This is a genomic window from Kitasatospora sp. NPDC059088 (genome assembly GCF_042738155.1).
In the GTDB taxonomy this organism is placed as follows: domain Bacteria; phylum Actinomycetota; class Actinomycetes; order Streptomycetales; family Streptomycetaceae; genus Kitasatospora.
The window spans coordinates 120,417-141,690 of sequence record NZ_JBHYGR010000003.1; the positions used below are offsets into that span (position 1 = coordinate 120,417).

At 74.5% G+C, this 21,274-nt stretch carries 21 protein-coding genes; 8 read left to right on the forward strand and 13 right to left on the reverse strand.

Annotated features, from left to right (window positions below; translation table 11 throughout):
* Window positions 1-121 precede the first annotated feature (121 nt).
* Together ACFWXO_RS02465 and ACFWXO_RS02470 are read left to right on the forward strand one after the other, a co-directional pair.
* Window positions 122-1,174 carry a cytochrome P450 gene (locus ACFWXO_RS02465; RefSeq protein ID WP_380521522.1) on the forward strand — a complete coding sequence of 351 codons (1,053 nt, stop codon included), beginning with the start codon at window positions 122-124 and terminating at the stop codon, window positions 1,172-1,174.
* Window positions 1,175-1,208: 34 nt separating this feature from the next.
* The gene (locus ACFWXO_RS02470) at window positions 1,209-2,198 is read left to right on the forward strand and encodes a JmjC domain-containing protein (protein WP_380521524.1); all 990 of its coding nucleotides are present in this window, start codon (window positions 1,209-1,211) and stop codon (window positions 2,196-2,198) included.
* An 80-nt stretch (window positions 2,199-2,278) separates the two neighbouring features.
* Here the strand turns inward: ACFWXO_RS02470 and ACFWXO_RS02475 are convergent, their stop codons facing one another.
* Together ACFWXO_RS02475 and ACFWXO_RS02480 are read right to left on the reverse strand one after the other, a co-directional pair.
* The gene (locus tag ACFWXO_RS02475; RefSeq protein WP_380521526.1) at window positions 2,279-2,785 is read right to left on the reverse strand and encodes a hypothetical protein; all 507 of its coding nucleotides are present in this window, start codon (window positions 2,783-2,785) and stop codon (window positions 2,279-2,281) included.
* Window positions 2,786-2,885: 100 nt separating this feature from the next.
* Window positions 2,886-4,853 carry an ATP-binding cassette domain-containing protein gene (locus ACFWXO_RS02480; RefSeq protein ID WP_380521528.1) on the reverse strand — a complete coding sequence of 656 codons (1,968 nt, stop codon included), beginning with the start codon at window positions 4,851-4,853 and terminating at the stop codon, window positions 2,886-2,888.
* Window positions 4,854-5,283: 430 nt separating this feature from the next.
* Here ACFWXO_RS02480 and ACFWXO_RS02485 point away from each other — a divergent pair, with 430 nt between their 5' ends.
* The 3 genes from ACFWXO_RS02485 (at window position 5,284) to ACFWXO_RS02495 (ending at window position 7,613) form a co-directional block, all read left to right on the forward strand.
* Window positions 5,284-5,811 carry a histidine kinase gene (locus ACFWXO_RS02485; RefSeq protein ID WP_380521530.1) on the forward strand — a complete coding sequence of 176 codons (528 nt, stop codon included), beginning with the start codon at window positions 5,284-5,286 and terminating at the stop codon, window positions 5,809-5,811.
* Between the two features lie 179 nt (window positions 5,812-5,990).
* Window positions 5,991-7,241, forward strand: a complete 1,251-nt coding sequence (locus ACFWXO_RS02490; protein WP_380521531.1) for a sensor histidine kinase — start codon at window positions 5,991-5,993, stop codon at window positions 7,239-7,241.
* Window positions 7,242-7,244: 3 nt separating this feature from the next.
* Window positions 7,245-7,613 (forward strand): response regulator transcription factor, encoded by a 369-nt coding sequence (locus ACFWXO_RS02495; protein WP_380521533.1) that lies wholly within the window; start codon window positions 7,245-7,247, stop codon window positions 7,611-7,613.
* 125 nt (window positions 7,614-7,738) lie between these two features.
* On the opposite strand, the gene katG is transcribed toward ACFWXO_RS02495, so the two are convergent.
* The gene (gene katG / locus ACFWXO_RS02500; RefSeq protein ID WP_380521535.1) at window positions 7,739-9,955 is read right to left on the reverse strand and encodes a catalase/peroxidase HPI; all 2,217 of its coding nucleotides are present in this window, start codon (window positions 9,953-9,955) and stop codon (window positions 7,739-7,741) included.
* Between the two features lie 227 nt (window positions 9,956-10,182).
* Between katG and ACFWXO_RS02505 the strand changes: the two genes are divergently transcribed.
* Window positions 10,183-10,596 carry a Fur family transcriptional regulator gene (locus ACFWXO_RS02505; protein ID WP_360238584.1) on the forward strand — a complete coding sequence of 138 codons (414 nt, stop codon included), beginning with the start codon at window positions 10,183-10,185 and terminating at the stop codon, window positions 10,594-10,596.
* A 25-nt stretch (window positions 10,597-10,621) separates the two neighbouring features.
* Here ACFWXO_RS02505 and ACFWXO_RS02510 read toward each other — a convergent pair whose 3' ends face one another.
* Complete coding sequence (locus tag ACFWXO_RS02510; RefSeq protein WP_380521537.1) at window positions 10,622-11,932, reverse strand: cytochrome P450; 1,311 nt, start codon at window positions 11,930-11,932, stop codon at window positions 10,622-10,624.
* A 64-nt stretch (window positions 11,933-11,996) separates the two neighbouring features.
* Here ACFWXO_RS02510 and ACFWXO_RS02515 point away from each other — a divergent pair, with 64 nt between their 5' ends.
* A complete protein-coding gene (locus ACFWXO_RS02515) occupies window positions 11,997-12,617 on the forward strand; it encodes an L-threonylcarbamoyladenylate synthase (RefSeq protein WP_375883736.1) in 621 nt (206 codons plus the stop codon).
* Between the two features lie 49 nt (window positions 12,618-12,666).
* Here ACFWXO_RS02515 and ACFWXO_RS02520 read toward each other — a convergent pair whose 3' ends face one another.
* The 3 genes from ACFWXO_RS02520 to ACFWXO_RS02530 are packed head-to-tail and all read right to left on the reverse strand — an operon-like array spanning window position 12,667 to window position 13,629.
* Window positions 12,667-12,924, reverse strand: coding sequence for a hypothetical protein (locus ACFWXO_RS02520; RefSeq protein WP_375883734.1), 258 nt, complete (start codon window positions 12,922-12,924; stop codon window positions 12,667-12,669).
* Window positions 12,921-13,127, reverse strand: a complete 207-nt coding sequence (locus tag ACFWXO_RS02525; RefSeq protein WP_375883731.1) for a hypothetical protein — start codon at window positions 13,125-13,127, stop codon at window positions 12,921-12,923. Before ACFWXO_RS02525 ends, ACFWXO_RS02520 begins: the two co-directional genes overlap by 4 nt.
* On the reverse strand, window positions 13,093-13,629 hold the full coding sequence (locus tag ACFWXO_RS02530) for a hypothetical protein (RefSeq protein WP_380521541.1): 537 nt from the start codon (window positions 13,627-13,629) through the stop codon (window positions 13,093-13,095). Before ACFWXO_RS02530 ends, ACFWXO_RS02525 begins: the two co-directional genes overlap by 35 nt.
* A 177-nt stretch (window positions 13,630-13,806) precedes the next feature.
* Here ACFWXO_RS02530 and ACFWXO_RS02535 point away from each other — a divergent pair, with 177 nt between their 5' ends.
* On the forward strand, window positions 13,807-14,469 hold the full coding sequence (locus ACFWXO_RS02535) for an NADPH-dependent F420 reductase (protein WP_380521543.1): 663 nt from the start codon (window positions 13,807-13,809) through the stop codon (window positions 14,467-14,469).
* A gap of 83 nt (window positions 14,470-14,552) precedes the next feature.
* Here the strand turns inward: ACFWXO_RS02535 and ACFWXO_RS02540 are convergent, their stop codons facing one another.
* The 6 genes from ACFWXO_RS02540 to ACFWXO_RS02565 form a co-directional block, all read right to left on the reverse strand.
* Complete coding sequence (locus tag ACFWXO_RS02540) at window positions 14,553-15,587, reverse strand: LacI family DNA-binding transcriptional regulator (RefSeq protein WP_380521545.1); 1,035 nt, start codon at window positions 15,585-15,587, stop codon at window positions 14,553-14,555.
* A 21-nt stretch (window positions 15,588-15,608) separates the two neighbouring features.
* Window positions 15,609-17,399 carry a glycoside hydrolase family 36 protein gene (locus ACFWXO_RS02545; RefSeq protein WP_380521547.1) on the reverse strand — a complete coding sequence of 597 codons (1,791 nt, stop codon included), beginning with the start codon at window positions 17,397-17,399 and terminating at the stop codon, window positions 15,609-15,611.
* A 5-nt stretch (window positions 17,400-17,404) separates the two neighbouring features.
* Window positions 17,405-18,232 carry a carbohydrate ABC transporter permease gene (locus ACFWXO_RS02550; protein ID WP_375883718.1) on the reverse strand — a complete coding sequence of 276 codons (828 nt, stop codon included), beginning with the start codon at window positions 18,230-18,232 and terminating at the stop codon, window positions 17,405-17,407.
* A complete protein-coding gene (locus tag ACFWXO_RS02555; RefSeq protein ID WP_380521549.1) occupies window positions 18,229-19,185 on the reverse strand; it encodes a carbohydrate ABC transporter permease in 957 nt (318 codons plus the stop codon). Before ACFWXO_RS02555 ends, ACFWXO_RS02550 begins: the two co-directional genes overlap by 4 nt.
* Complete coding sequence (locus ACFWXO_RS02560; RefSeq protein WP_380521551.1) at window positions 19,182-20,525, reverse strand: ABC transporter substrate-binding protein; 1,344 nt, start codon at window positions 20,523-20,525, stop codon at window positions 19,182-19,184. The genes ACFWXO_RS02555 and ACFWXO_RS02560 overlap by 4 nt, the downstream gene beginning before the upstream one ends.
* A gap of 214 nt (window positions 20,526-20,739) precedes the next feature.
* The coding region (locus ACFWXO_RS02565; RefSeq protein WP_380521553.1) for an isochorismatase family protein at window positions 20,740-21,274 on the reverse strand (535 nt) is incomplete at its 5' end.

The following is a 21,274-nucleotide window of genomic DNA, read 5'->3' on the forward strand; positions in this document are numbered from 1 at the left end:
CCGGGGGCGCGGTCCCACTATATTTCCCGACCCCGGGCGGGGGGGGGGGCGCGCCCCCCCCCGCCCCCCCGGCGCCGTATTTCATCGGTATTCCCACGGAGGCGGGATCCTCGTGCAAGAAATGGCGCCGGAAACGGTCCGCGAACATTCCGTCGTCTACGCCCCGCGAATTCAGGACCTATTGGCCCGGGACGCGAAGGTGTTCCGCGTCGACGCCCGCACCGTCGGCGTCTCCGACGCCCGCCTGATGGCCGAGATCGTGGCGGCCCGCCCGGTGCTCCAGACCGAGCGCTCCGTCTACAAGCCCGCCGCGGGCGCCGACATCCCCCACGACAGCGCGACCCGGACGATCCGCGCCCTGGGGCAGGACGTCATGGCGGGCATCCGCACGCCACCGCCCCCGGCCCGCGGGCTGAACGGCGCCTGGCCGTACGCGCCCACCTCCTACCTGCGCCGGTGGCTGTTCGGATCCGACCCGCTGCCGGTCTCCCTGCTGGCCAAGCGCGGCATCACCCGCTCCGACACCCTCTCCCGGCTCGTCGACCGGGCCGTCACCACCTGGCCGGGCGGCGCGGGCGGGAACGGGAACAGTCCCGGAACGCCCACCGCCATGGCCGGACTGATCCGCGGCGCCGACGACCCACTGGAACGCAAGCAGGCCGTCGCCATGTACCGGCGCGCCTCCGCCACCCTCTGCGACGGCGTGGCCGCCCTGGCCGGCAACGCCCTGTGGCTGATGCGGACGGCGCCCGAACCGCACCAGGACCTCACCACCGTCCTGTGGGAGACCCTGCGCCTGCTCCCGCCCGCGTGGATGCTCTACCGCAACGGCGGGGACGCCTACGCCGGACTGCACCCGGAGATCCGCCCCGAGGACAACGTCGCGCTGCTCCCCCTGCTGATGCACCGCCACCCGGACTACTGGGCCGACCCGCTGGAGTTCCGGCCGCAGCGGTGGGAGGCGGTCGCCGACCCGGAGAAGACCCCCGGGTTCATGCCGTTCGGCTTCGACGGCGCCCGCTGCTGGGCCAAGCACCTGGTCGTCCCGCTGGCCGAACGCCTGCTCACCGTCGCCCTCGACCACGGCCTCACCATCCGCGGCCCCCGGCAGGACGCGCCCGTCCCGCTGCGCTCCCTGCTCTCCGTACGGTTCGAGGCCTCCGTCGGCAGCTGAACCGGCCGGCCCTCCCGACAGCACTGGACACACCATGGAATCGCCCACGCTCGCCGACTGGGTCGGCGACCTCGCAGGCTTCGCCGACCACCGGTGGCAGCGCGAACCCGCCGTCTTCACCCCCGCCCGGCCCGCCTCGCCGTTCGACCTCGACGCGCTGGACGCCGCCTTCGACAGCGGGCTGCTGCGCACCCCGTACCTGGAGATGGTCCGCTCCGACAAGGTGGTCCTCCCGGCCGAGGCCTTCACCACCTCCCGCACCGTCAACGGCACCACCCACCACGGCTTCGCCGACCGCGCCAAGGTGCTCGCCCTGCTGCGCACCGGGGCGACGCTGCTGCTGCGCTGCGTCGACCAGTGGCACGGCCCGACCGGCGACCTGGTGGCCCGGCTCTCCGAGGAACTGGACCGGCGGGTGGAGGCGTTCTTCTTCCTCACCCCGGTCGGCGGCCAGGGCCTCGCGGTGCACCGCGACGACGCCGACGTGTTCGTCCTCCAGGTCGCCGGACGCAAGACCTGGTACGTCCACGACGCGCCGGCCGCCGCCGAGTGGTCGCTGGGCGAACTCCCCGACGACGAACGCTCGGCGCAGCGCCTGCACACCGTCCTCGGGCCCGGCGACGTGCTCTACGTCCCGCGCGCCTTCGCCCCCCGCGCGGTGGGCGCCGAGGGACTGTCCGGCCACCTGTCGCTGACCGTTCGCGACCTCTCCGTCCCGGACCTGCGCACGGCCCTGGACCAGCTGCTCGCCGAAGGGCTGGCGCTGCCGACCCGCCCGCTGGGCGAGCCCGCGATCGCCGCCGCCGGCGCCACCCTGCTGGACCACGCCCGGGCCCGGCTCGGCGGCATCACCTCGGAGCAGCTGCTGCGCGCCGCCCGGACGGGCCGGGCCCGGCCACCGGCCGCGACGGGCACCGACAGCTTCGCCGGGACGGCCCGGGACTGGGCGGACGAGGCCCCCGCGGGCGGGCCGGCCGGGCGCACCTGGCGGCGGCTGCGGGCCGTGGCCCGCAACGGGCGCTGAGCCGTCGGCCGACCTGCGGGGCCAGCCCCGCGGCCTGGGATCGGCGCCGACCTGCCGGGCCGTTTGGGTGGCCCGGCAGGTCAGTCGACGGGCGGGAAGACGAGGTGCTCCCCGTCCCGGACCAGGAACCGCCAGCACTCCTCGACCTTCGCGCTCGTCGGCAGGACGTCGATCCTGAGCTCGTGCTCCAGGGTGATCCGCAGGTCGCCCTCCGGCGCCCGCTCCACCGCCAGCACCCGGGGCGAGCGCCGCTCCAGGAACTCCCGCAGCGCGTCGGCCCCGGCGTCGTAGGCGAGGCGGTCGCCGCCCCCGGCCGGCACCAGGTCGTCGGAGCCGAGGTACACCTCCCCGCACTGGACGATCCGGAACGGGCACTGGGCGTGCACGGCGTACCGGCTGCCCGTCGACACCTCCCCGCCGTCGCCCCGCGGCCAGGAGACCGTCCCGCCGAAGTCGACGACGCCCATGCCGCCGAACCGGTAGACGTTCACCCACACTTCGCCGACCAGGAGCTGCAGCAGCTCGTCCTCGTCCGTCGCGTCCGGTTCGGGTTCCCCGTTGTTCAGCATGCCGTCATCGTCGTGCATCCGGGCCCGTCCGTCGCCCGAATTCCGGCCCGCCGGGCGGGCGGTGGGCAGCCGCCCGCCCGACGGGGTCACCGGGCCGGGCCCCGGCCCGGTCCCGGGGTCACGCCCCGGCCCGGCCCCCGGCCGGCCGGGGCCGGTCCGCCGCCGACCGCTGGGCGGGGACGGCGCGGTCGCGCTGGAGGTCCAGCAGCTCGCGGAACAGGCCGTCCGGGCGGGCGGCGAGTTCGGCCCAGGTGCCGGTCTGGACGATGCTGCCCTGGTCCATCACGATCACCCGGTCGGCGACCGCCGCGTTGGCGATGTTGTGGGTCACCAGCAGGGTGATCCGGCCCTCGGCGAGGCCGCGCAGGGCGTGCAGGATGCGGTGCTCGGCGCGCGGGTCGAGGTCCGAGGTGGGCTCGTCCAGGATCAGCAGCCCGGGGCTGCGCACCGTGCGGTACAGGGCCCGGGCGACGGCCGCGCGCTGCCAGCCGCCGCCGGACAGCTCGGCGCCGCCCCACCACCCCTGGGCGAGCAGGGTGCGCCAGCCCGAACGCAGCCGGCCGACCGTCTCGTCGAAGCCGGTCCGGGCCGCGGCCTCCACCACGTCCGCCATCCACCGCTCGGTGAGGTGGCCCAGGTGGACGTTCTCGGCGGCGCCGAGCGGCCAGCGGGCGAACTCCTGCGGCACCCGGGCGACCCGGGACCACATGCCGTCCGCGTCCAACTCCTCGACCGGCACGCCGTCCCAGGTGATCCGGCCGGACTGCGGCAGGTAGAGGCCGGAGAGCAGCTTGAGCAGGGTCGACTTGCCGCTGCCGTTCTGCCCGATCACGGCCACCACCTCGCCGGCCCGCAGGGTCAGGCTGACCCCGCGCAGGGCGGGCTCCTGCTGCTCGCCCGGGTAGGCGTGGCTCAGCCCGGTCACCTCGACCAACTGCGGTGCTCCCGGCACCAGTTCGCCGCGGTCGATGCGGTGGCCGCCGGCCTCGTCCAGGAAGGTGAAGTAGTCGTCCAGGTAGAGGCCCATCCGGTACAGCCGGGCGCCGTTGCCGACCAGGCCCTGCAGCCCGGAGGAGGCGGTGCGCAGCGCGAAGGTGGCGGTGCCGGCGGCGGCCAGGTCGATCCGGCCGGAGGCCACCAAGTAGAGCAGGGTGCCCCAGATCAGAGCGCTGCCGGCCCCGGTGCCGAGCGCGGCCAGCAGCGAGACCTTGGCCGCCTGCCGGGTGGCCCGGTCGGTGGCGGCGACGATCTTGGCCTCGGCGCGGCGGTACTTGGCCATCAGGAAGGGCGTGACCTGGTCCGAACGGACCTGGTCGGCGCGGGTCTTGTCGATCAGGAACCAGCGGTAGACGCGCAGCGCGCCGCGGTCCTCGTTGGTGACCACCGCGGCCAGGTAGTGGATCCGGGCGGTGCGCACGGCGGCGACGGCGGTCGGCACCGAACCGAGCAGCAGCAGCGGCACCAGCCAGGGGTGCAGCGTCGCCAGCACGCCCGCGGCGGCGGCCAGCGAGACGGTGGAGGCGATCACGTCCTGGGCGTTGGAGAGCAGGTCGGGCGTGGTCGAGGCGCCCCGGTCGGCGGCCTCCCACTGCTCGTTGTAGGCGGGTTCGTCGTACGCCTCCAGCTCGGCGGCGCACCCGGCGGCGATCAGCGCCAGCTCCGCCTCCCGGGTGATCCGGGGCGACACCCGGCCGGACAGGCCCACCACCGCGATGCCCAGGACGGCCCGCAGCCCGGCCGAGGCGGTCAGCAGGAGCAGGGAGGGCGTGGCGGTGCGCAGGTGCTCGGCCACCGGCCCGGGCACGAGCAGGGCGCCCAGGGTGCCGGTGGTGGCGTACAGCGCGAGCGCCCCCGCCACCCCGGCCAGCGCCTGGCAGACCAGCAGCAGCACGGTGGACGTGCGGTCCGCCGCCCAGGCCAGCGCCAGCGCCCGGCGGACCAGGTGGGGCAGGCGGCGCAGCATCGCGCCGGTGGACATCGACGCGCCCGCCTCGGCGCGGCGGTCGCCGGGGAAGCGCAGGTGCAGCTCCTCGTCGTGCTCGGCCCCGGCCGGGGACTTCTCGGCCAGGGGCTTCGTGGGCTTCACGACCTGTTTCGACACGGTGTTCCTCCCAGGTACGGCGGCCGACGGCCGCAGCGGTCCCGCACGCGGGCAGCCCTCACCGCGGGGTGGGCGCGGTGGGTCGGCAGCGGTGCCGGAGGGCACGCTGCGGAGGTCGGGCTGCCGGTGCGGACCCCGATCCTGGCAGCGGCCGACGGGCCCGTCCGGCGTGTCCCGCCCGCTCTCACCCGATCCGGGCGATTCCGTGTCGGCGACGGCGAGTTGGTGGATGTCGATCACCGGGACGCTCCGCGATGTTCGATTCGCGGCGGGCCCGGGCGGACCGGCGGCGGCTCATCCGCTCATCGGACGGCCACCCCACCCGCTCCGGGTCGGCGGGACGCTTCCTGTGGCCGGGTGGCGCGCCGAAGGTCACGATGGAGGCCCGAGCCGCCCCCAGCCCGATCGGAGTGCGATGAGCGAGCAGCACAACGTCGTCCTGCTGACCTTTCCCGACGGCGACGCCTGGCGTCCCGCGTTCGACGAGGCGCAGCACCTGCCGGGGCTGCGGTACGCGGCGGCGATGGAGCGCAGTGCCGACGGCCTGCTGGAGATCAAGGACACCTTCACCCGGGGAGCCGGGGTGGCCACGGTCGGGTCGGGGGTGCTGGGCGGCCTGGTGGGGCTGCTCGGCGGGCCCGTGGGCGTGCTGCTCGGCTTCGCGGCGGGCGCGGCGCTCGGCAACGCGGCCGAGGAGCGCGCGGCCTCGGAGGGCGGCGCCGCGCTGATCGTGCTGTCGCCCCGGGTGCCGGACGGCGGGGCGCTGGTCGCCGTGGAGGTGCGGGAGGCCTCGCCCGGCCCGGCGGACGAGCTGGCCGCGAAGCACGGGGCGAGCGTCGAGCGGATCGACGAGCACGCCTTCACCGAGCAGGTCCGGGCTGCGGAGCGGAAGGCCGAGGAGAGCCGGAAGGCCGAGGAGGGCCGGGCGGACGAGGAGTCCTGAGCCCCCCGGCCCGCCCGGGGGCTCACTCCGCCCGCAGCGCGTCCGCCGCCCGCCGCAACTTCCGTACCGCGCCGGGCGTACGGGCTCCGGCGTCATCCTTGCGGGGTAGTCGTCAGGTGCAGCGGCTGCCGCCGCTCGCGGGGCTGTCCCCGACGGCGGCCGACCGCCACAATGACCCGGTGATCAACCACCCCACCGTGCGGCGGCTGCTGGACGGCGGCGCCGACGACGCGCCGCCCCCGCCCCGGCCCACCCGGCGCGGCCAGGCCTTCGACCTCGCCCTGGCCCTGTTCCTGGCCTCCGTCTGCGGCCGCTACGCCGTCGTCGCGGCCCACGCGCACGGCCAGTACGGTCCGGGCGGGCACGGATCGCCCTGGCACGGGATGCTGCTGCTGGTCCCCGTCGTCCCGCTGCCGCTGGTGCTGCGCCGGCGCCACCCGCTGGCGGTGCTGTGGACGGTGCTGGCGGCCGCCCTGCTGGTGCGGTCGCAGCACGAGGACATCGCGTTCTGGGCGGGCGTGGTGGTGATCGTCGCCGCCTACGGCGCGGCCGCCTACGGGCGCCGCCCGAAGGCCGTGCTGCTCGGCCTGGCGGCCGCCACCGCGGCCCTGGTGGTGCTCTTCGACCACGCCCTGCTGCCGCACTTCCAGAACTGGGTGATCGCCGTGCTGGTGCTGGTGCCGGTGCTGGCGGTCGCCTACGAACTGCGGATGTGGCGGCGCCGGGTAGAGGAGGGCCGGGAGCGGCTGACCGCCCTGGAGCGCGAGCAGCTGACCGCGCTGGACCGCGCGGTGGACCTGGAACGGGCCCGCATCGCCCGGGAGTTGCACGACGTGGTCACCCACAACGTGAGCATGATGACGATCCAGGCCGGGGCCGCCCGCAAGATCCTGGACACCGCTCCGGACAGGGCCCGCGAGGCGATGGCCGCGGTGGAGGCCGGCGGGCGCGCGGCGATGACCGAACTGCGCCAGGTGATGGGGCTGTTGACCATCGACTCGGAGACCGGCGGCGATCCCGCGACCACCGCCGACCTCAGCCCGCAGCCCGGCCTCGGCCGACTCGACTCCCTGGTGGAGGGCGTGCGCCGGGCCGGCCTGCCGGTGGAGCTGACGGTGCGCGGGGAGCGCCGGACCGTCCCGCCCGGGGTCGAACTGGCCGCCTACCGGGTCGTCCAGGAGGCGCTCACCAACACCGTCAAGCACGCGGGCGGCGCCGCCGCCGCGGTGACCGTCGACTACGCCGCCGACCACCTCACGGTGGAGGTCACCGACACCGGCGGCCGCCCCACCGGCGCCGCCGCCACCGGCAACGGGCGCGGCCTGCTCGGTCTGCGCGAACGCCTCGCCGTCTACGGCGGCACCCTGCACACCGGCCCCCGGCCGCGCGGTGGCTACCGCGTCAAGGCCTCTATACCGCTGGAGAGTTGAGAGTTGACTGACGCCGTGGAGCAGCACCCGATCCGCGTGGTGGTCGCCGACGACCAGGCCCTGGTCCGGATCGGCTTCCGGCTGATCCTGGAGTCCGAGGGGATCGAGGTGGCCGCCGAGGCCGAGGACGGCGAGCAGGCCGTCGCCGCCGTCCGCCGCACCCGGCCGGACGTGGTGCTGATGGACATCCGGATGCCCGGCCTGGACGGCCTGGAGGCCACCCGGCGGATCCTGGCCGGCCGGCTCCAGCTCTCCGAGGCGACGGTGAAGACCCATGTGGCCCGGATCCTGGGCAAGTTGGGGCTGCGGGACCGGGCCCAGGTGGTGGTCGCGGCGTACGAGACCGGGCTGGTCAGCGCGGGCGCGCCGTAAGGGCGGAAGGGCGTAGGGGCGTAGGGGCGGAGGGGCGTAAGGGCGGAGGGGAACGCCGCAACGACGCACGGGAGCACGGGAGTTGGTCGACAACCCCCGGGCTCCCGCCGTCATCGGCTACCGCGTCACACCAGGTCGAAGCGGTCCGCGTTCATGACCTTGACCCAGGCCGCGACGAAGTCCTCCACGAACTTCTCCTTGGCGTCGTCGGCCGCGTACACCTCGGCGACGGCGCGCAGTTCGGAGTTCGAGCCGAACACCAGGTCGGCGCGGGTACCGGTCCACTTGACCGCACCGGAGGCGTCCCGGCCCTCGAAGGTGTGGGCGTCCCCCGAGGCGGAGGACCAACTGGTGCCCAGGTCCAGCAGGTTGACGAAGAAGTCGTTCGTCAGCACGCCCGGGGTCTCGGTCAGCACACCGTGCGCGGACTGCTGGTGGTTGGCGCCCAGCACGCGCAGACCGCCGACCAGCACGGTCAGTTCGGGCGCGCTCAGGCCCAGGAGGTTCGCCTTGTCCAGCAGCAGGAACTCGGCCGGCAGCCGGTTGCCCTTGCCGACCCAGTTGCGGAAGCCGTCCGCCTTGGGCTCCAGCGCGGCGAAGGACTCGATGTCGGTGAGCTCCTGCGGGGCGTCCACCCGGCCGGCCGCGAACGGCACCTCGACGGCCAGCCCGGCCGCCTTGGCCGCCTGCTCGACGCCGACGCCGCCGGCCAGCACCACCAGGTCGGCCAGCGAGACCTGCTTGTCGCCGGCCTGCGCGTTGAAGTCCCGCTGCACGCCCTCCAGCGCCCGCAGGACACCGGCCAGCCGGTCCGGCTCGTTGACCTCCCAGCCGGCCTGCGGCTGCAGCCGGATCCGGCCGCCGTTGGCACCGCCGCGCTTGTCGCTGCCGCGGAACGAGGAGGCCGCGGCCCAGGCCGCGGAGACCAGCTCGGAGACCGACAGGCCGGTCCCGGCGATCCGCCGCTTGAGGTCGGCGACGTCCGCGGCACCGACCTGCTGGTACGAGACGGCCGGCAGCGGGTCCTGCCAGAGCAGGTGCTCGGCCGGGACCTCCGGGCCGAGGTAGCGCACGACCGGGCCCATGTCGCGGTGGGTCAGCTTGTACCAGGCGCGGGCGAAGGCGTCGGCGAACTCCGCCGGGTTCTCCAGGAAGCGGCGCGAGATCGGCTCGTACACCGGGTCGAAGCGCAGCGACAGGTCGGTGGTGAGCATGATCGGGGTGTGCCGCTTGGCCGGGTCGTGGGCGTCCGGCACGGTGCCCTCGCCGGCGCCGTCCTTCGGCTTCCACTGGTGGGCGCCGGCCGGGCTCTCGGTGAGCTCCCACTCGTAGCCGAACAGGGTCTCGAAGAAGCTGTTGTCCCAGGTGATCGGGGTGGCCGTCCAGATGCCCTCGAGACCGCTGGTGATGGCGTCGGCGCCGACGCCGGTGCCGTAGCCGCTCTTCCAGCCGAGGCCCTGCTGCTCCATCGGCGCGGCCTCCGGGTCCGGGCCGACGTTGTCCGCCGGGCCGGCGCCGTGGGTCTTGCCGAAGGTGTGGCCGCCGGCGATCAGCGCGACGGTCTCCTCGTCGTTCATCGCCATCCGGTAGAAGGTCTCGCGGATGTCGCGGGCGGCGGCGATCGGGTCCGGGTTGCCGTTGGGGCCCTCGGGGTTGACGTAGATCAGGCCCATCTGGACGGCGGCCAGCGGGCTCTCCAGCTCGCGGTCGCCGGTGTAGCGCTCGTCGCCGAGCCAGGTGGTCTCGGGGCCCCAGTAGACGTCCTCGTCGGGCTCCCACTCGTCGACCCGGCCGCCGCCGAAGCCGAAGGTCTCGAAGCCCATGCCCTCCAGCGCGACGTTGCCGGTCAGGACGATCAGGTCGGCCCAGGACAGGCTGCGCCCGTACTTCTTCTTCACCGGCCACAGCAGTCGGCGGGCCTTGTCCAGGCTGGCGTTGTCCGGCCAGCTGTTCAGCGGGGCGAAGCGCTGCTGGCCGCCGCCGGCGCCGCCGCGGCCGTCGCTGATCCGGTAGGTGCCGGCGCTGTGCCAGGCCATCCGGATCATGAACGGACCGTAGTGGCCGAAGTCGGCCGGCCACCAGGGCTGCGAGGTGGTGAGCACCTCCTGGATGTCCCGCTTGACGGCGGCGAGGTCCAGGGCGCTGAACGCCGCGGCGTAGTCGAAGTCCGCGCCGAGCGGGTTGGCGACGGCGGGGTTCTTGGCGAGGATCTTGAGGTTCAGCCGCTCCGGCCACCACTGGCGGTTCCCGCCGCCCTGGGTGGGGTGGAGCGCGCGCCCGTGGTTGACCGGGCAGCCGCCCGCGCTCGCCTCTACACCGGTTGCATCGTGGTTCTCAGACATGGGAATCCTTCCGTACAAGGCGGATCACGGTGTCTATCTGCTACCTACGGCACCTACTGCTGCTATTCGGCACTGCCGTTACCCAGGCTAGCGCCGGAGCCGATCCTACGATGGACGTAGTCCAAGTCAAGAAAGACACCAAACCCCCGTCCGGCCGAGGTCGGAGGCCTCAGGACCGGCATTGGTAAACTCCGGTCTTCCCCCATGACCTGAATAGGTGAACCGTGATGAGTGACCTGCTGGAGCGGCTGCGCGAGCGCGGCTGGCGCCTCACCTCCCAGCGGCGTGTCGTGGCCGAGGTCCTGGACGGCGAGCACGTGCACCTGACCGCCGACGAGGTGCACGCCCGCGCGGCCGAGCGCCTCCCGGAGATCTCCCGCGCGACGGTGTACAACACCCTCGGCGAGCTGGTCACCCTCGGTGAGGTCATCGAGGTGTCCACGGACGGGCGCGCCAAGCGCTACGACCCCAACGCCCACCACCCGCACCAGCACCTGGTCTGCACCGGCTGCGGCGCCATCCGGGACGTCCACCCCCTGGGCGACCCGCTCGCCGACCTCCCGGCGGAGCAGCGGTTCGGCTTCGCCGTCTCGGGCGCCGAGGTCACCTACCGGGGCCTCTGCCCGGCCTGCGCGGGCTGAGCCGGCCCACCGGCGGAGCGCGCCGTCACCCCGGAACCGTCCAGCGCACCGGCAGGCTCTTGAGGCCGTTCTGGAAGTTGGACACCAGGCGCCGCGGCGGCCGGTCCGGGTCGAGCTCCAGCCCCGGGAGGCGGTCGAGCAGGTGGCGCAGCGCCGACCGCAGCTGCAGGCGGGCGAGCCGGGCGCCGACGCAGAAGTGCGGGCCGTACCCGAAGCTCACGTGGTCGTTCGGGGTGCGGGAGACGTCGAAGCGGTCCGGCTCCGGGAACACGGCCTCGTCCCGGTTCGCCGAGGCGTGGTGGACCACCACCTTGTCGCCCCGGCGGACCGGCTGCCCGGCGATCCGGGTGTCCCGGGTCGCGGTGCGGCGGAAGTGCACCACGGGCGGCCAGCAGCGCAGCATCTCCTCCACCGCCGACGGGACCAACTCCGGCCGCTCGCACAGGAGTCGGTACTGGTCCGGATGGCTGAGCAGGGTGTGCAGGCCGCCCGGCAGGCCGTTGCGCACGGTCTCGTTCCCGGCGACGGCGAAGAGGAAGAACATCGTCTCGAACTCGGCGGCGCTCAGGCCGGCGTCCCGCATGCGGGCGACGATGCTGCCCGGCGGCGGCTGTCGGGCGAGCGCGTGGGCGTAGGCGAACATGTCGGCGAGGGCCGCGCGGGAGCGCGGGTTGAGCGGGCGGCCGTCAGGGGCCGTGGGAGTGGTCGGCCGGTGGTCGAGCGCGGCGCGTCCCACGGCGGTGAGCCGGGACGGGTCGGCGGTACTGGACCGGGCGTACTCCGGGTCCTGGTAGCCGATCACCCGGTTCGACCAGTCGACCAGCAGCTGCCAGTCCTGCTCGGGCACGCCCAGGACCAGGGCCAGCGTCCACACGGGCAGATCGGCGGCGAGCGGCACGAAGTCGGCTTCGCCCAGGGGGCGGATCGCGGCGACCAGTTCGGCCGCGCGCCCCTCGACGGCGGCGGTCAGCCGGTGCAACGCGCGCGGGGTGAAGGCGGCGGTGACGATCCGGCGCAGCCGGGCGTGGTCCGGCGGGTCCTGGTTGAGCATCATGGTGCGGACGAAGGCCAGGTCGGCGGGGGTGTCCGGGTCGCGGATCTGGGTCGCCCCGAGGTGTGAGGAGAACAGCTCCGGGCTGCGCAGCACGTGCTTCACGTCCGCGTGCCGCAGCACCGCCCAGTAGCCCGGCCCGGCCGGCCAGTCCCCCACCGCCGGCTCCTCCACCCAGCAGACCGGGGCCTCGGCCCGCAGCTCGCGGAACAGCCCGTACGGAACGCCCTCGGCGTACGTCCCGGGCAGGAAGATCCGGTTCACCCGCGCCTGGTCCAGTGCCACGGTGACCGACCGTACTGCGTCGCGGTTGCGGCGATCAACCGGTGGGATCCCGTAAGGTCGGCCAATGGCCAAGTACTTCGACGTGCACCCCGAATCCCCCCAGCCGCGCACCATCAGCACCGTGGCCGACAGCCTCCGCTCCGGAGCCCTCATCGCGTACCCGACCGACTCCTGCTTCGCGCTCGGCTGCCGTCTGGACAACCGCGACGGGCTGGAGCGGATCCGGTCCATCCGGCGCCTCGACGACCGCCACCACTTCACCCTGGTGTGCGAGGACTTCGCTCAGCTGGGGCAGTTCGTCCAGCTCGACAACAACGTCTTCCGGGCCGTCAAGGCCGCGACGCCGGGCAGCTACACCTTCATCCTCCCCGCCACCAAGGAGGTGCCGCGCCGGCTGATGCACCCCAAGAAGAAGACCGTGGGGGTGCGGATCCCCGACCACGCCGTCACCCGGGCGCTGCTCGCCGAACTGGGCGAGCCCCTCCTCTCCAGCACCCTGATCCTCCCCGGCGAGGACGAGCCGATGACCCAGGGCTGGGAGATCAAGGAACGCCTCGACCACGTGCTGGACGCCGTGGTGGACTCCGGCGACTGCGGCACCGAGCCGACCACGGTCATCGACTTCTCCAGCGGCGAGGCCGAGATCACCCGCCGGGGGGCCGGCGACACCGCGCGCTTCGAGTGAGGGCCCGGCGGCCGGGGCCGGGGGGCCCGGCCGCCCGGCTGCCCCCGGCTCAGCGGTGGCGGAGGTCCACGAACGAGCCCACCAGCCCACCGAGGGCGATCGCCGGGATCAGCGACGCGTCCCACGGCTGACCACCCGCCGGCCCGGAGGCCGCCACCAGGGCGGCGACCGCCAGCGCCGTCGCCCGCCCCGCAGTCGACTGCGGAATCAGCGGCGAGGGCTTGCCGTTTCGCCGCTCACGGGCCAGTTTGATGACGAGCAGGAGCAGTGCGACTGCGAGCAGTGGCGGCACCATGTCGTGGGTCATGCCGCCAGGATGTCATGGACGGTGATGAGTTGATCGAGTTGGGTGGGGTCATCGATCCGCAGGAAGGCCGCCTCGACGGCCAGTTGGAGCTCGGGCCCGCGCAGCCAGGCCGCGAAGGTCCGGTACGCGGCTCCCCGTTCGTCCCAAAGGGCGTCCCGCGGTTCGAGCTCACCGCCGAGGGCGAACTCGTACAGGCGCTCCACGGCCACGGGGCTCGCGAGCCGGGCCCATTCTGTTAGGCCCTCTCCGGCCGCCGGTCCCGTCCGGATCGGCGGCCCCCAGGCCACTGAGCACGGCCTCGGTGTCCCCGCACTGCCGGGCGTCGTGCAGGACGTCCGGCCACAGGGCGTCGAGGAGCCGGCGCAGGTACGGCGCCTCCGGCCAGTCCTGCCAGCCGGCCTGCGCCAGCTTGCGGCAGACCAACGGCACGTCGGGCCAGGCGAGTTCGCCGGTCAGGACGAGCTGGAGGATGCGCGGCGCGAAGTAGCGCAGGTCGGCGGGCGAGCCGACGGTGTTCAGCACGGAGGCGGCGTAGGGTCCCAGTTCCTCGGGCGTCAACTGCGCGCGGGGCGCGCCCAGGAGGCGGTCCAGCCCGGCCCGGGAGGCGCAGCAGGGGCAGGCGTCGATGCGGCTCGGCCGCGGGGCGGTCGAGAACGCCTCGGGGAGACCGGTGACCAGGTGCTGCAGTGCGGTGCCGTCCGTCATGGCCGCCATTCAACAGGTCCGCCGGGACGGGCGTGGGTGCGTTTCGGCCGGGCTGGACCAGGCACGCGTCGGCCCGGGGTTGCGCAGGGCCAACCCGGGTGTGGGGGAACAGATCCGATCGGCGTGTGGTTGGGGCAGGGCGACGGCCAAGGACGGCACTCGCGAAGGGGCTTACCCATGAAGATCGGCATCATCGGCGCGGGCAACATCGGCGGTAACCTCACGCGGCGGCTGACGGCTCTCGGGCACGAGGTCTCGGTGGCGAACTCGCGCGGGCCGGAGTCGTTGCGGGCGCTGGTCGAGGAGACGGGCGCGAAGGCGGTGACGGCCGCGGAGGCGGCGCACGGCGCCCAGGTCGTGGTGGTGACGGTGCCGTTGAAGAACGTACCGGGCCTGCCCGCGGGGCTGTTCGACGGCGCCGCCGAGGGGCTCGCGGTGATCGACACCGGCAACTACTACCCGAAGGAGCGCGACGGCCGGATCGACGCGATCGAGGACGGCGGGCTGACGGAGAGCCGCTGGACGGAGCAGCACCTGGGCCACCCGGTGGTGAAGGTGTTCAACGGCACCTACGCGCAGGACCTGCTGGACCGCCCGCGCCCGGCGGGCGACCCGGAGCGCCTCGCCGTGCCGGTCTCCTCGGACGACGAGGCGGCGAAGGCCGTGGTGCGGGCGCTGGTCGACGAGTTGGGCTTCGACACCGTGGACGCCGGCGGCATCGACGAGTCCTGGCGCCAGCAGCCGGCCACGCCGGTGTACGGGCTGCGCGCCGGGGTGGCGGCGGTCACCCGGGCGCTCGCGGAGGCGTCCCCGGAGCGCCCGGAGGCGCACCGGGCCTGAGGCACCGCGGCGGGGCCCGGCCGCTCAGGGCTCCGTCGGCAGGGCCCCGCCGGTCAGGGCTCCGTCGGTCAGGGCTCCGCCGGTCAGGCCGAACTCGCCCGCACCACCAGTTCGGTGGGCAGCTCCAGGCCGCCCGTCGGCGCGGCCCCGCCGTGCACCTGGTCCAGCAGCCGGGTGACCAGCCCGGCCGCCAGGGCCCGCAGCGGCAGCCGGACCGAGGTCAGCGGCGGGTGCAGGTGGCGGCAGAGCGGTGAGTCGTAGAACCCGGTGACCGCCACCCCGGCGGGCCCGACCGCCGCCCCCTCGGCCCGGATCGCCTCGTACGCGTCCAGCGCCAGCAGGTCGCTGCCCGCGGCGACGGCCGTCGGCCGGTCGGGCCCGCGCAGCAGCTCCCGCACGGCCGCCACCCGCCCGGCCGTCGGCGCCGCCTCCGACGGGGCGACCGCCGTCAGGCCCAGCCGGCGCGTCTCGGCGAGGAAGCCCGCCCGCCGGGCCGCCATCCAGGGCAGGTCCTCGGCGGCGCCGAGGTAGCCGATCCGGCGGTGGCCCCGCGCCGCGAGGTGCCGCACGACCGCGGCCATCGCCGCGTCGTTGGCGATGTCCGCCCAGTGCTGCGGCTCGCCCGGTCCGGTCCGGCCGAAGCTGACGAAGGGCACGCCCAGCCCGGCGACGTGGGCGATCCGCCGGTCCTCGGTCAGGACGTCCGCCAGCACCAGCCCGTCGACCTGCCGGGCCGCCACCAGTTCGTCGATGGCCGCCACCGGGTCCGCCGCGGGCGGGGCGGGCCGGAACAGCAGCACCCGCTGCCCGCGTTCCCCGGCCGCGTCGACCAGGGCCTCCAGGAAGCCGGCCATCAGCGGGTTGGGGTCGAGCGGGTCGTCCACCGGCGCGAGGTAGCCGATGGTGCGCCGGGCGCCGCTGCGCAGCGACCGGGCCGACTGGTCGGGCTGGTAGCCGAGTTCGCGGATCGCCGTGCTGACCCTGGTCAGCGTCTCGGCGCGGACCCGGTGCGGGGCGTTGAGCGCGTTGGAGACGGTCTGCCGGGAGACCCCGGCCGCGCGGGCGACCTCCTCGATGGTGGTGGCGCCACGGCGCGGTCGGTGCGCTCCCTCGGGCATGCGGGTCCTCCGGTCGTTGGGTCAGGGGCGGCGCAGCGACAGCAGCCCGCCGCGCGGCACCGCGAGGGTGTCCGTCCAGTCGAGGTCGATCTCGTCCTGCCGGACGATACGCCCCCGGGCGTCCTGGACGGTGGCGGTGGCCCTGCCGCTGCCGCCCACCAGCCGGACGTCCGGGTCGGCGTCGGCGTTGGCCACCAGCAGGGTGTGCCAGTCGTCCGCCGAGACGTCCACCGGCAGCGCCGCGTACCGGGCGACCACGACCGTCCCCTCCCCGCGGGCGGTGACCAGCGGGTATCCGAGGTCGGGCCGGCTGGGGAGCAGTTCGCCGCGCTGCAGGGTGTCGAGGTGCTCGCGGAACACCCCCAGCCAGAAGGCGATCGCCTCGCGCTGCCCGGGGTCCTGCGCGGCGAGGTCGACGGAGATCTGGGGCACCGAGAAGAGCACGTTGACCAGGTGGCAGGCGATCTGCTCGGGCGGCTCGGCCGGGTGCCACATCAGCATGTCCGCGTGCACCGGCACCGGCCCGGCGGCCAGCCGCACGTCGACGGTGCGCTGCCGGTTCTCCTGCGGGCTGAGCGGGCAGTCGGTGGCCCGGATCATGGTGGCGTACGGCCACAGGGCGGGGCTGACGTACGGCTGCCGGTGCTCGATCATCGCGTCCGGGTGGGCGGCGGTGGTCCGGGCCCGGATCGCGGCGAGCAGCCGCTCCACGCCCTCGGCCACCTCGGCGCAGTCCGCCTCGGGGCCGGGCCCGGGGGCGTCGGGGCGCTCGGCGGCGCGGGCGAAGGAGTCGACGAAGTCGACCTTGAGCCCGTCCATGCCCCACTCCTCGACGGCCCGGGCCAGCCGGTCGGTGAGGAACTCGCGGACCTCGGGGTAGCGCGGGTCGGCGACCACCGCGCCCAGGTGGGGGACGTCGGCGAGGGCGTGCCGGCCGATCTTCCGGTAGGCGGCGCTGTCCTTGCCGATGAACGGCAGCGCGTACCAGAGCAGGTAGCGGACGCCGAGGTCGTGGACGCGCCGGACGTGCTCGGCGGTGTCGGGCAGCGAGACGGGCTCCCAGTCGCCGCAGTGGGCGTAGCCGCGGGTGCGGTCGGCGGTCATCCAGCCGTCGTCGACGATGATCACGTCCAGCCCGAGGGCCTTGCCGAGCGCGGCCTGGGCCTCGATCCGCTCGGGCGAGACGTCCTGGTGCATCGCGTACCAGGTGGAGTAGGCGGGGCGGCGGGCGTCCTCCGGGACGACGACGGTACGGCCCTCGCCCCACCAGGCGGTCAGGTCGGCCAGGCAGCGGGCGAAGTGCCGGCCCGAGGTGTCGATCCGGACGGTGATCCGGCCGGCAGCCTGGGCCCAGCAGCGGAAGTCACCGGTCTCCTCGACCACTCCGGCCCCGACCAGCACCTCGGTCTGCTCGGCCGCGAAGGCGCAGACCGCGGTGTCCCCGGTGCCGACCAGCGCGGCGATCGGGGCGCCGGCGGCGGGGCCGGTGCGGCGCGGGGCGCTCCAGGCGGCGGGCAGCCAGCCGGTGCCGCGCGGTTCCGGGGTCCAGAAGGAGGTGACGTCCACGCAGGGCACCCGCCACTCGATCCGGACCTCGGCCGGGCCCTCGGCGCTCACCTCGACCACGCCGTCGGCGACCTCCCGGACGGTGGCGGTGCCGCTCGCCCGCAGGTCCAGGCCCCGGGCGTGGGGCAGCGGGTGGAGCGCTCCGGGGGCGGGGGCGTGCGGCTCCCAGACCTCGGCCGTGCTCCCGGCCGTAGTCCCCGCTGCGGTGTCGGCCGCGGTCCCCGCTGCGGTGTCGGTCTCGGTCATGCCGCTCAGCCCTTCGTCGCGCCGGCCAGCAGGCCGGAGATGAACTGCCGTTGGAGGACCAGGAAGAGGACCATCATCGGCAGGGTGGAGAGCGCGGTCCCGGAGAGGATCGCGCCGTAGTCGGTGGTGCTCTGGTTGCCGTACAGGGTCGCCAGGGCGACCGGCAGGGTGTGCATGCCGGGGCTGCGCAGGGCGATCAGCGGCCAGACGAACTGGTTCCAGGAGCCCAGGAAGAGGAAGATCGAGAGCGCGGCGAGCACCGGCCGCATCACCGGGACGACGACGTTCCACAGCACCCGGAACTCGCCCGCGCCGTCGACCCTGGCGGCGTCCAGGAGTTCGTCCGGCAGGCTGCTCAGCGACTGGCGCATCAGGAAGACCGCGAAGGGCACGCACAGCCCGGGCAGGATGATCGCCTGGTAGGAGTCGAGCAGGCCGAAGTCCGTCATCATCGTGAACAGCGGTACCAGCATGACCTGTTCGGGCACCACCAGGGTGGAGAGCAGCAGCGCGAACAGCAGGGTGCGGCCGCGGAAGCGGAACTTGGCGAAGGCGTAGCCGGCCAGCAGGGCGACGACCAGGGCGCCGAGGGTCTGGATCCCGGCCACCAGCAGGGAGTTGCCGAGCACCCGGAGCAGGCCGATCCGCTGGTCCAGCCGGTGGAGGTTGTCGCCGAGGCCCCCGCCGGGCAGCAGGTGCGGCGGCCAGTCGAAGATCTCGGTGTCCTTGCGGGTGACGGAGACCAGCAGCCAGTAGAAGGGGGCGACCGAGAAGCCGGTGAGGCCCGCCAGGAGGAAGGTCAGCGGCCAGCCGCGGAGGTTCCTGGGGTTCATCCGTCCCTCTCCCCCATCAGGCGCATCTGGACCGCGCCCAGCACGGCCACCAGCAGGGTGAGCGCGTAGGCGATGGCGGAGGCGTAGCCGAAGTCGAAGTAGCGGAAGCCGTTCTGGTACAGGTACATGGAGACGGTCAGGCTCGCGTTGTCCGGGCCGCCGCCGGTCAGCACGTACGGCTCGTCGAAGAGCTGGAGGGTGCCGATGGTGGAGAGCACGACGGTGAACAGCAGCAGCGGGCGCAGGGCCGGGACGGTGATCGCGGTGAAGCGGCGGACCGCACCGGCGCCGTCGACCATCGCGGCCTCGTACAGCTCCCTCGGGACGGACTGCAGGCCGGCCAGGTAGATGACGGCGTTGTAGCCGGTGTAGTGCCAGGTCAGCACCAGGACGACGGACATCCGGGCCCAGAACGGCTGCCCCAGCCAGTCGACGGCGGGCAGGCCGACGGCGTGCAGCAGCCAGTTGACCGCGCCGTCGTCGCGCTTGAGCAGGAAGGCGAACATCACGCCGGTGGCGACCAGGCCGGTGACGGCGGGCATGAAGACGCCGAGCCGCCAGACGGCCCGCCAGCGCACCAGGGTGGAGTTGATGCCGACGGCCAGCAGCAGGGCCAGCCCGAGCATCAGCGGGACCTGTACGACGAGGATCTCGCCGGTGTTGCGCAGGGCCGTCCAGAACAGCGGATCGTCCAGCAGGCGCCGGTAGTTGGCGAGGCCGGCGGGGCGGGCGGCGGGGCCGGAGCCGGTGGTGAAGGAGAGCAGCAGCGAGTCGACGATCGGGTAGGCCTTGAACACGCCGAAGGTGATCAGGGCGGGGGCGAGCAGCAGGTACGGCAGGGCGGTGCGGCGCAGCCGGGCCCGGCGGTGGGCGCGCGCGGCCGGGCCGACGGGGCCGGCGGGGCGGCCGGGGCGGGTCCGTCCGGTGGCGGGGGGTGCGGTGGCGGCGGTCATGCGACGGTGCGTCCGGTCTGCTGGGCGAGCTGCTGGGCGGCGGCCCGGAGGACGCCGGCCGGGTCGCCGCCCTTGAGGAGGACCTTGGTCTGGGCGTCGCTCGCGAGCTTGAGGGCGCGGGCGTAGTCGCCGGAGTAGTTGGTGGGGTCGCCGCCGTCGGTGGCCAGGTCGGCGAAGGTCCGCAGCGGGGACTGGCCGCCGTAGTAGTCGCTGGGCCTGGCGTACAGCGGGTCGCCGTAGGCGTCGAGGAGTGCGGGGAAGACCCCGCCGGCGTCGAACATGGCGTTCACCGAGGCGGGGCGGGTGAGCGCGTACTCGACGAACTTCCAGGCGGCGCGGCGGCGCGGGCTGGAGGCGGCGACGGTGAGGTGGGTGGAGTTCACCAGGGCGGTGCGCTTGCCGCCGGGGGTGACGGCCGGGGGCTTGGCGAGGCGCCAGTTGCCGTGCTGGTCGGCGAACTTGGCCTCCAGGTAGTGCGCGGCCCAGGCGGGCATCGGGGCGACGGCGAGCTTGCCGGCCTTCATCAGGGTGGCCCAGCCCTGGTCGCCGGGGGCGTCGGCGACCAGCCCGGCGTCGTCCAGGTGCTTGAGGGTGGCCAGGGCGCGGACGTCCGGCTCGGAGCCGAGGGTGATCCGGCCCCCGAGGTCGAAGTAGAAGGCGCCCTGGAGCTGCATCAGGGACTGCACGAAGTCCAGGTCGGGGCTGGGGTTGGCGGCCTTGTTGATGCCGATCAGCGAGATGCCGGGGTTGGCGGCCTTGAAGCGGTCGGCGGCCGCCGTGAGGTCGTCCCAGGTGGCGAAGGAGGCGGGGTCGAGGCCGGCCCTGTCGAAGTAGTCCTTGCGGTAGAAGAAGCCGAGCGGGTTGGCCTCCCAGGGCAGGGCGTAGGCGTGGCCGTCCTTGCCGGTGACGACCGGCCACAGGCCCTTGGCGAACTTCTCCTTGTGCGCGTCGGCGCCGAAGGCCGAGAGGTCGGCGAGGCCGCCGGGGAACTTCTCCAGGTAGCCGGGCAGGTAGTCGCAGCCGATGTGCAGGACGTCGCCGAGGCCCTGGCCGCCGGCCGCCAGGCCGACGGTGATCTTGTCCCAGATGGCGGGGTTGCCGATGTCCTGGACGTCCACCGTGATGCCCGGGTTGTCCTTCTCGAAGGCCGGGACGACGGCGCGCAGCGCGACGACCGCGGTGGCCCACGACCAGACGGTGACCTTGCCGGTGTCGGCGTCCCCGCCGGAGGCGCTCCCCGAGCCCGGGTCGCCGCAGGCCGCGAGGGCTCCGCCGGCCGTGAGGGCCAGCAGGCCGGCGCCGGAGGCGCGGAGCAGGTCGCGGCGGGAAAGGTGTGACATTGCATTCCTCCCGATGGGTGGCTCTGGACGGAGGCGGGGCATGGGGGTGGTGGAGCTCGGCGGCCAAGTTTGAACGTTCAAAACAACAAAACAGACCACAACTCAACAGATTCGCACGAGCGGAACACAGCAAACGCCCGCCCTCCCCGCGCCGTCAACCCCTGGCGCAGCGAAGGGCGGGCTCCGCAACCGTTCCGTTATGAGCGCCGGCGGGTCAGGAGCGGACCACCGGGGCGCCGGTGAGGTCGACCCCGGCGTCGCGGAGTTCGGTGAGCGCGGCATCGGTGGTGTCGGGGGCGACGCCGGCCGTGTAGTCGAGCAGGACGCGGGCGTCGAAGCCGGCCCGGCGGGCGTCCAGCGCGGTGGCCTTGACGCAGTGGTCGGTGGCGATGCCGACGACGTCGACGGCGTCCACGCCGCAGTCGTGCAGCCAGTCGGCGAGCGGGGTGCCGTCGGCGGTGAAGCCCTCGAAGCCGCTCTTGGAGGCGGAGCGGGCGCCCTTGTAGAAGACCTCGTCGACCGCGCCGGCCTCGACGGCGGGCAGGAAGTCGGGGTGGAACTCGCCGCCCTCGGTGCCGGCCACGCAGTGCACCGGGAAGGAGTCCCGGTAGTCGGGATGCTCGGAGAAGTGGCCGCCCGGGTCGACGTGGGGGGGGGGGGGGGGGCGCGCCCCCCGCGCACCCCCCACCGCCCGCGCCGCCCGCTGGCTCGCGGGCTCTGCCCCCCCGCGGGGCGTCGCCCCCCCCGCC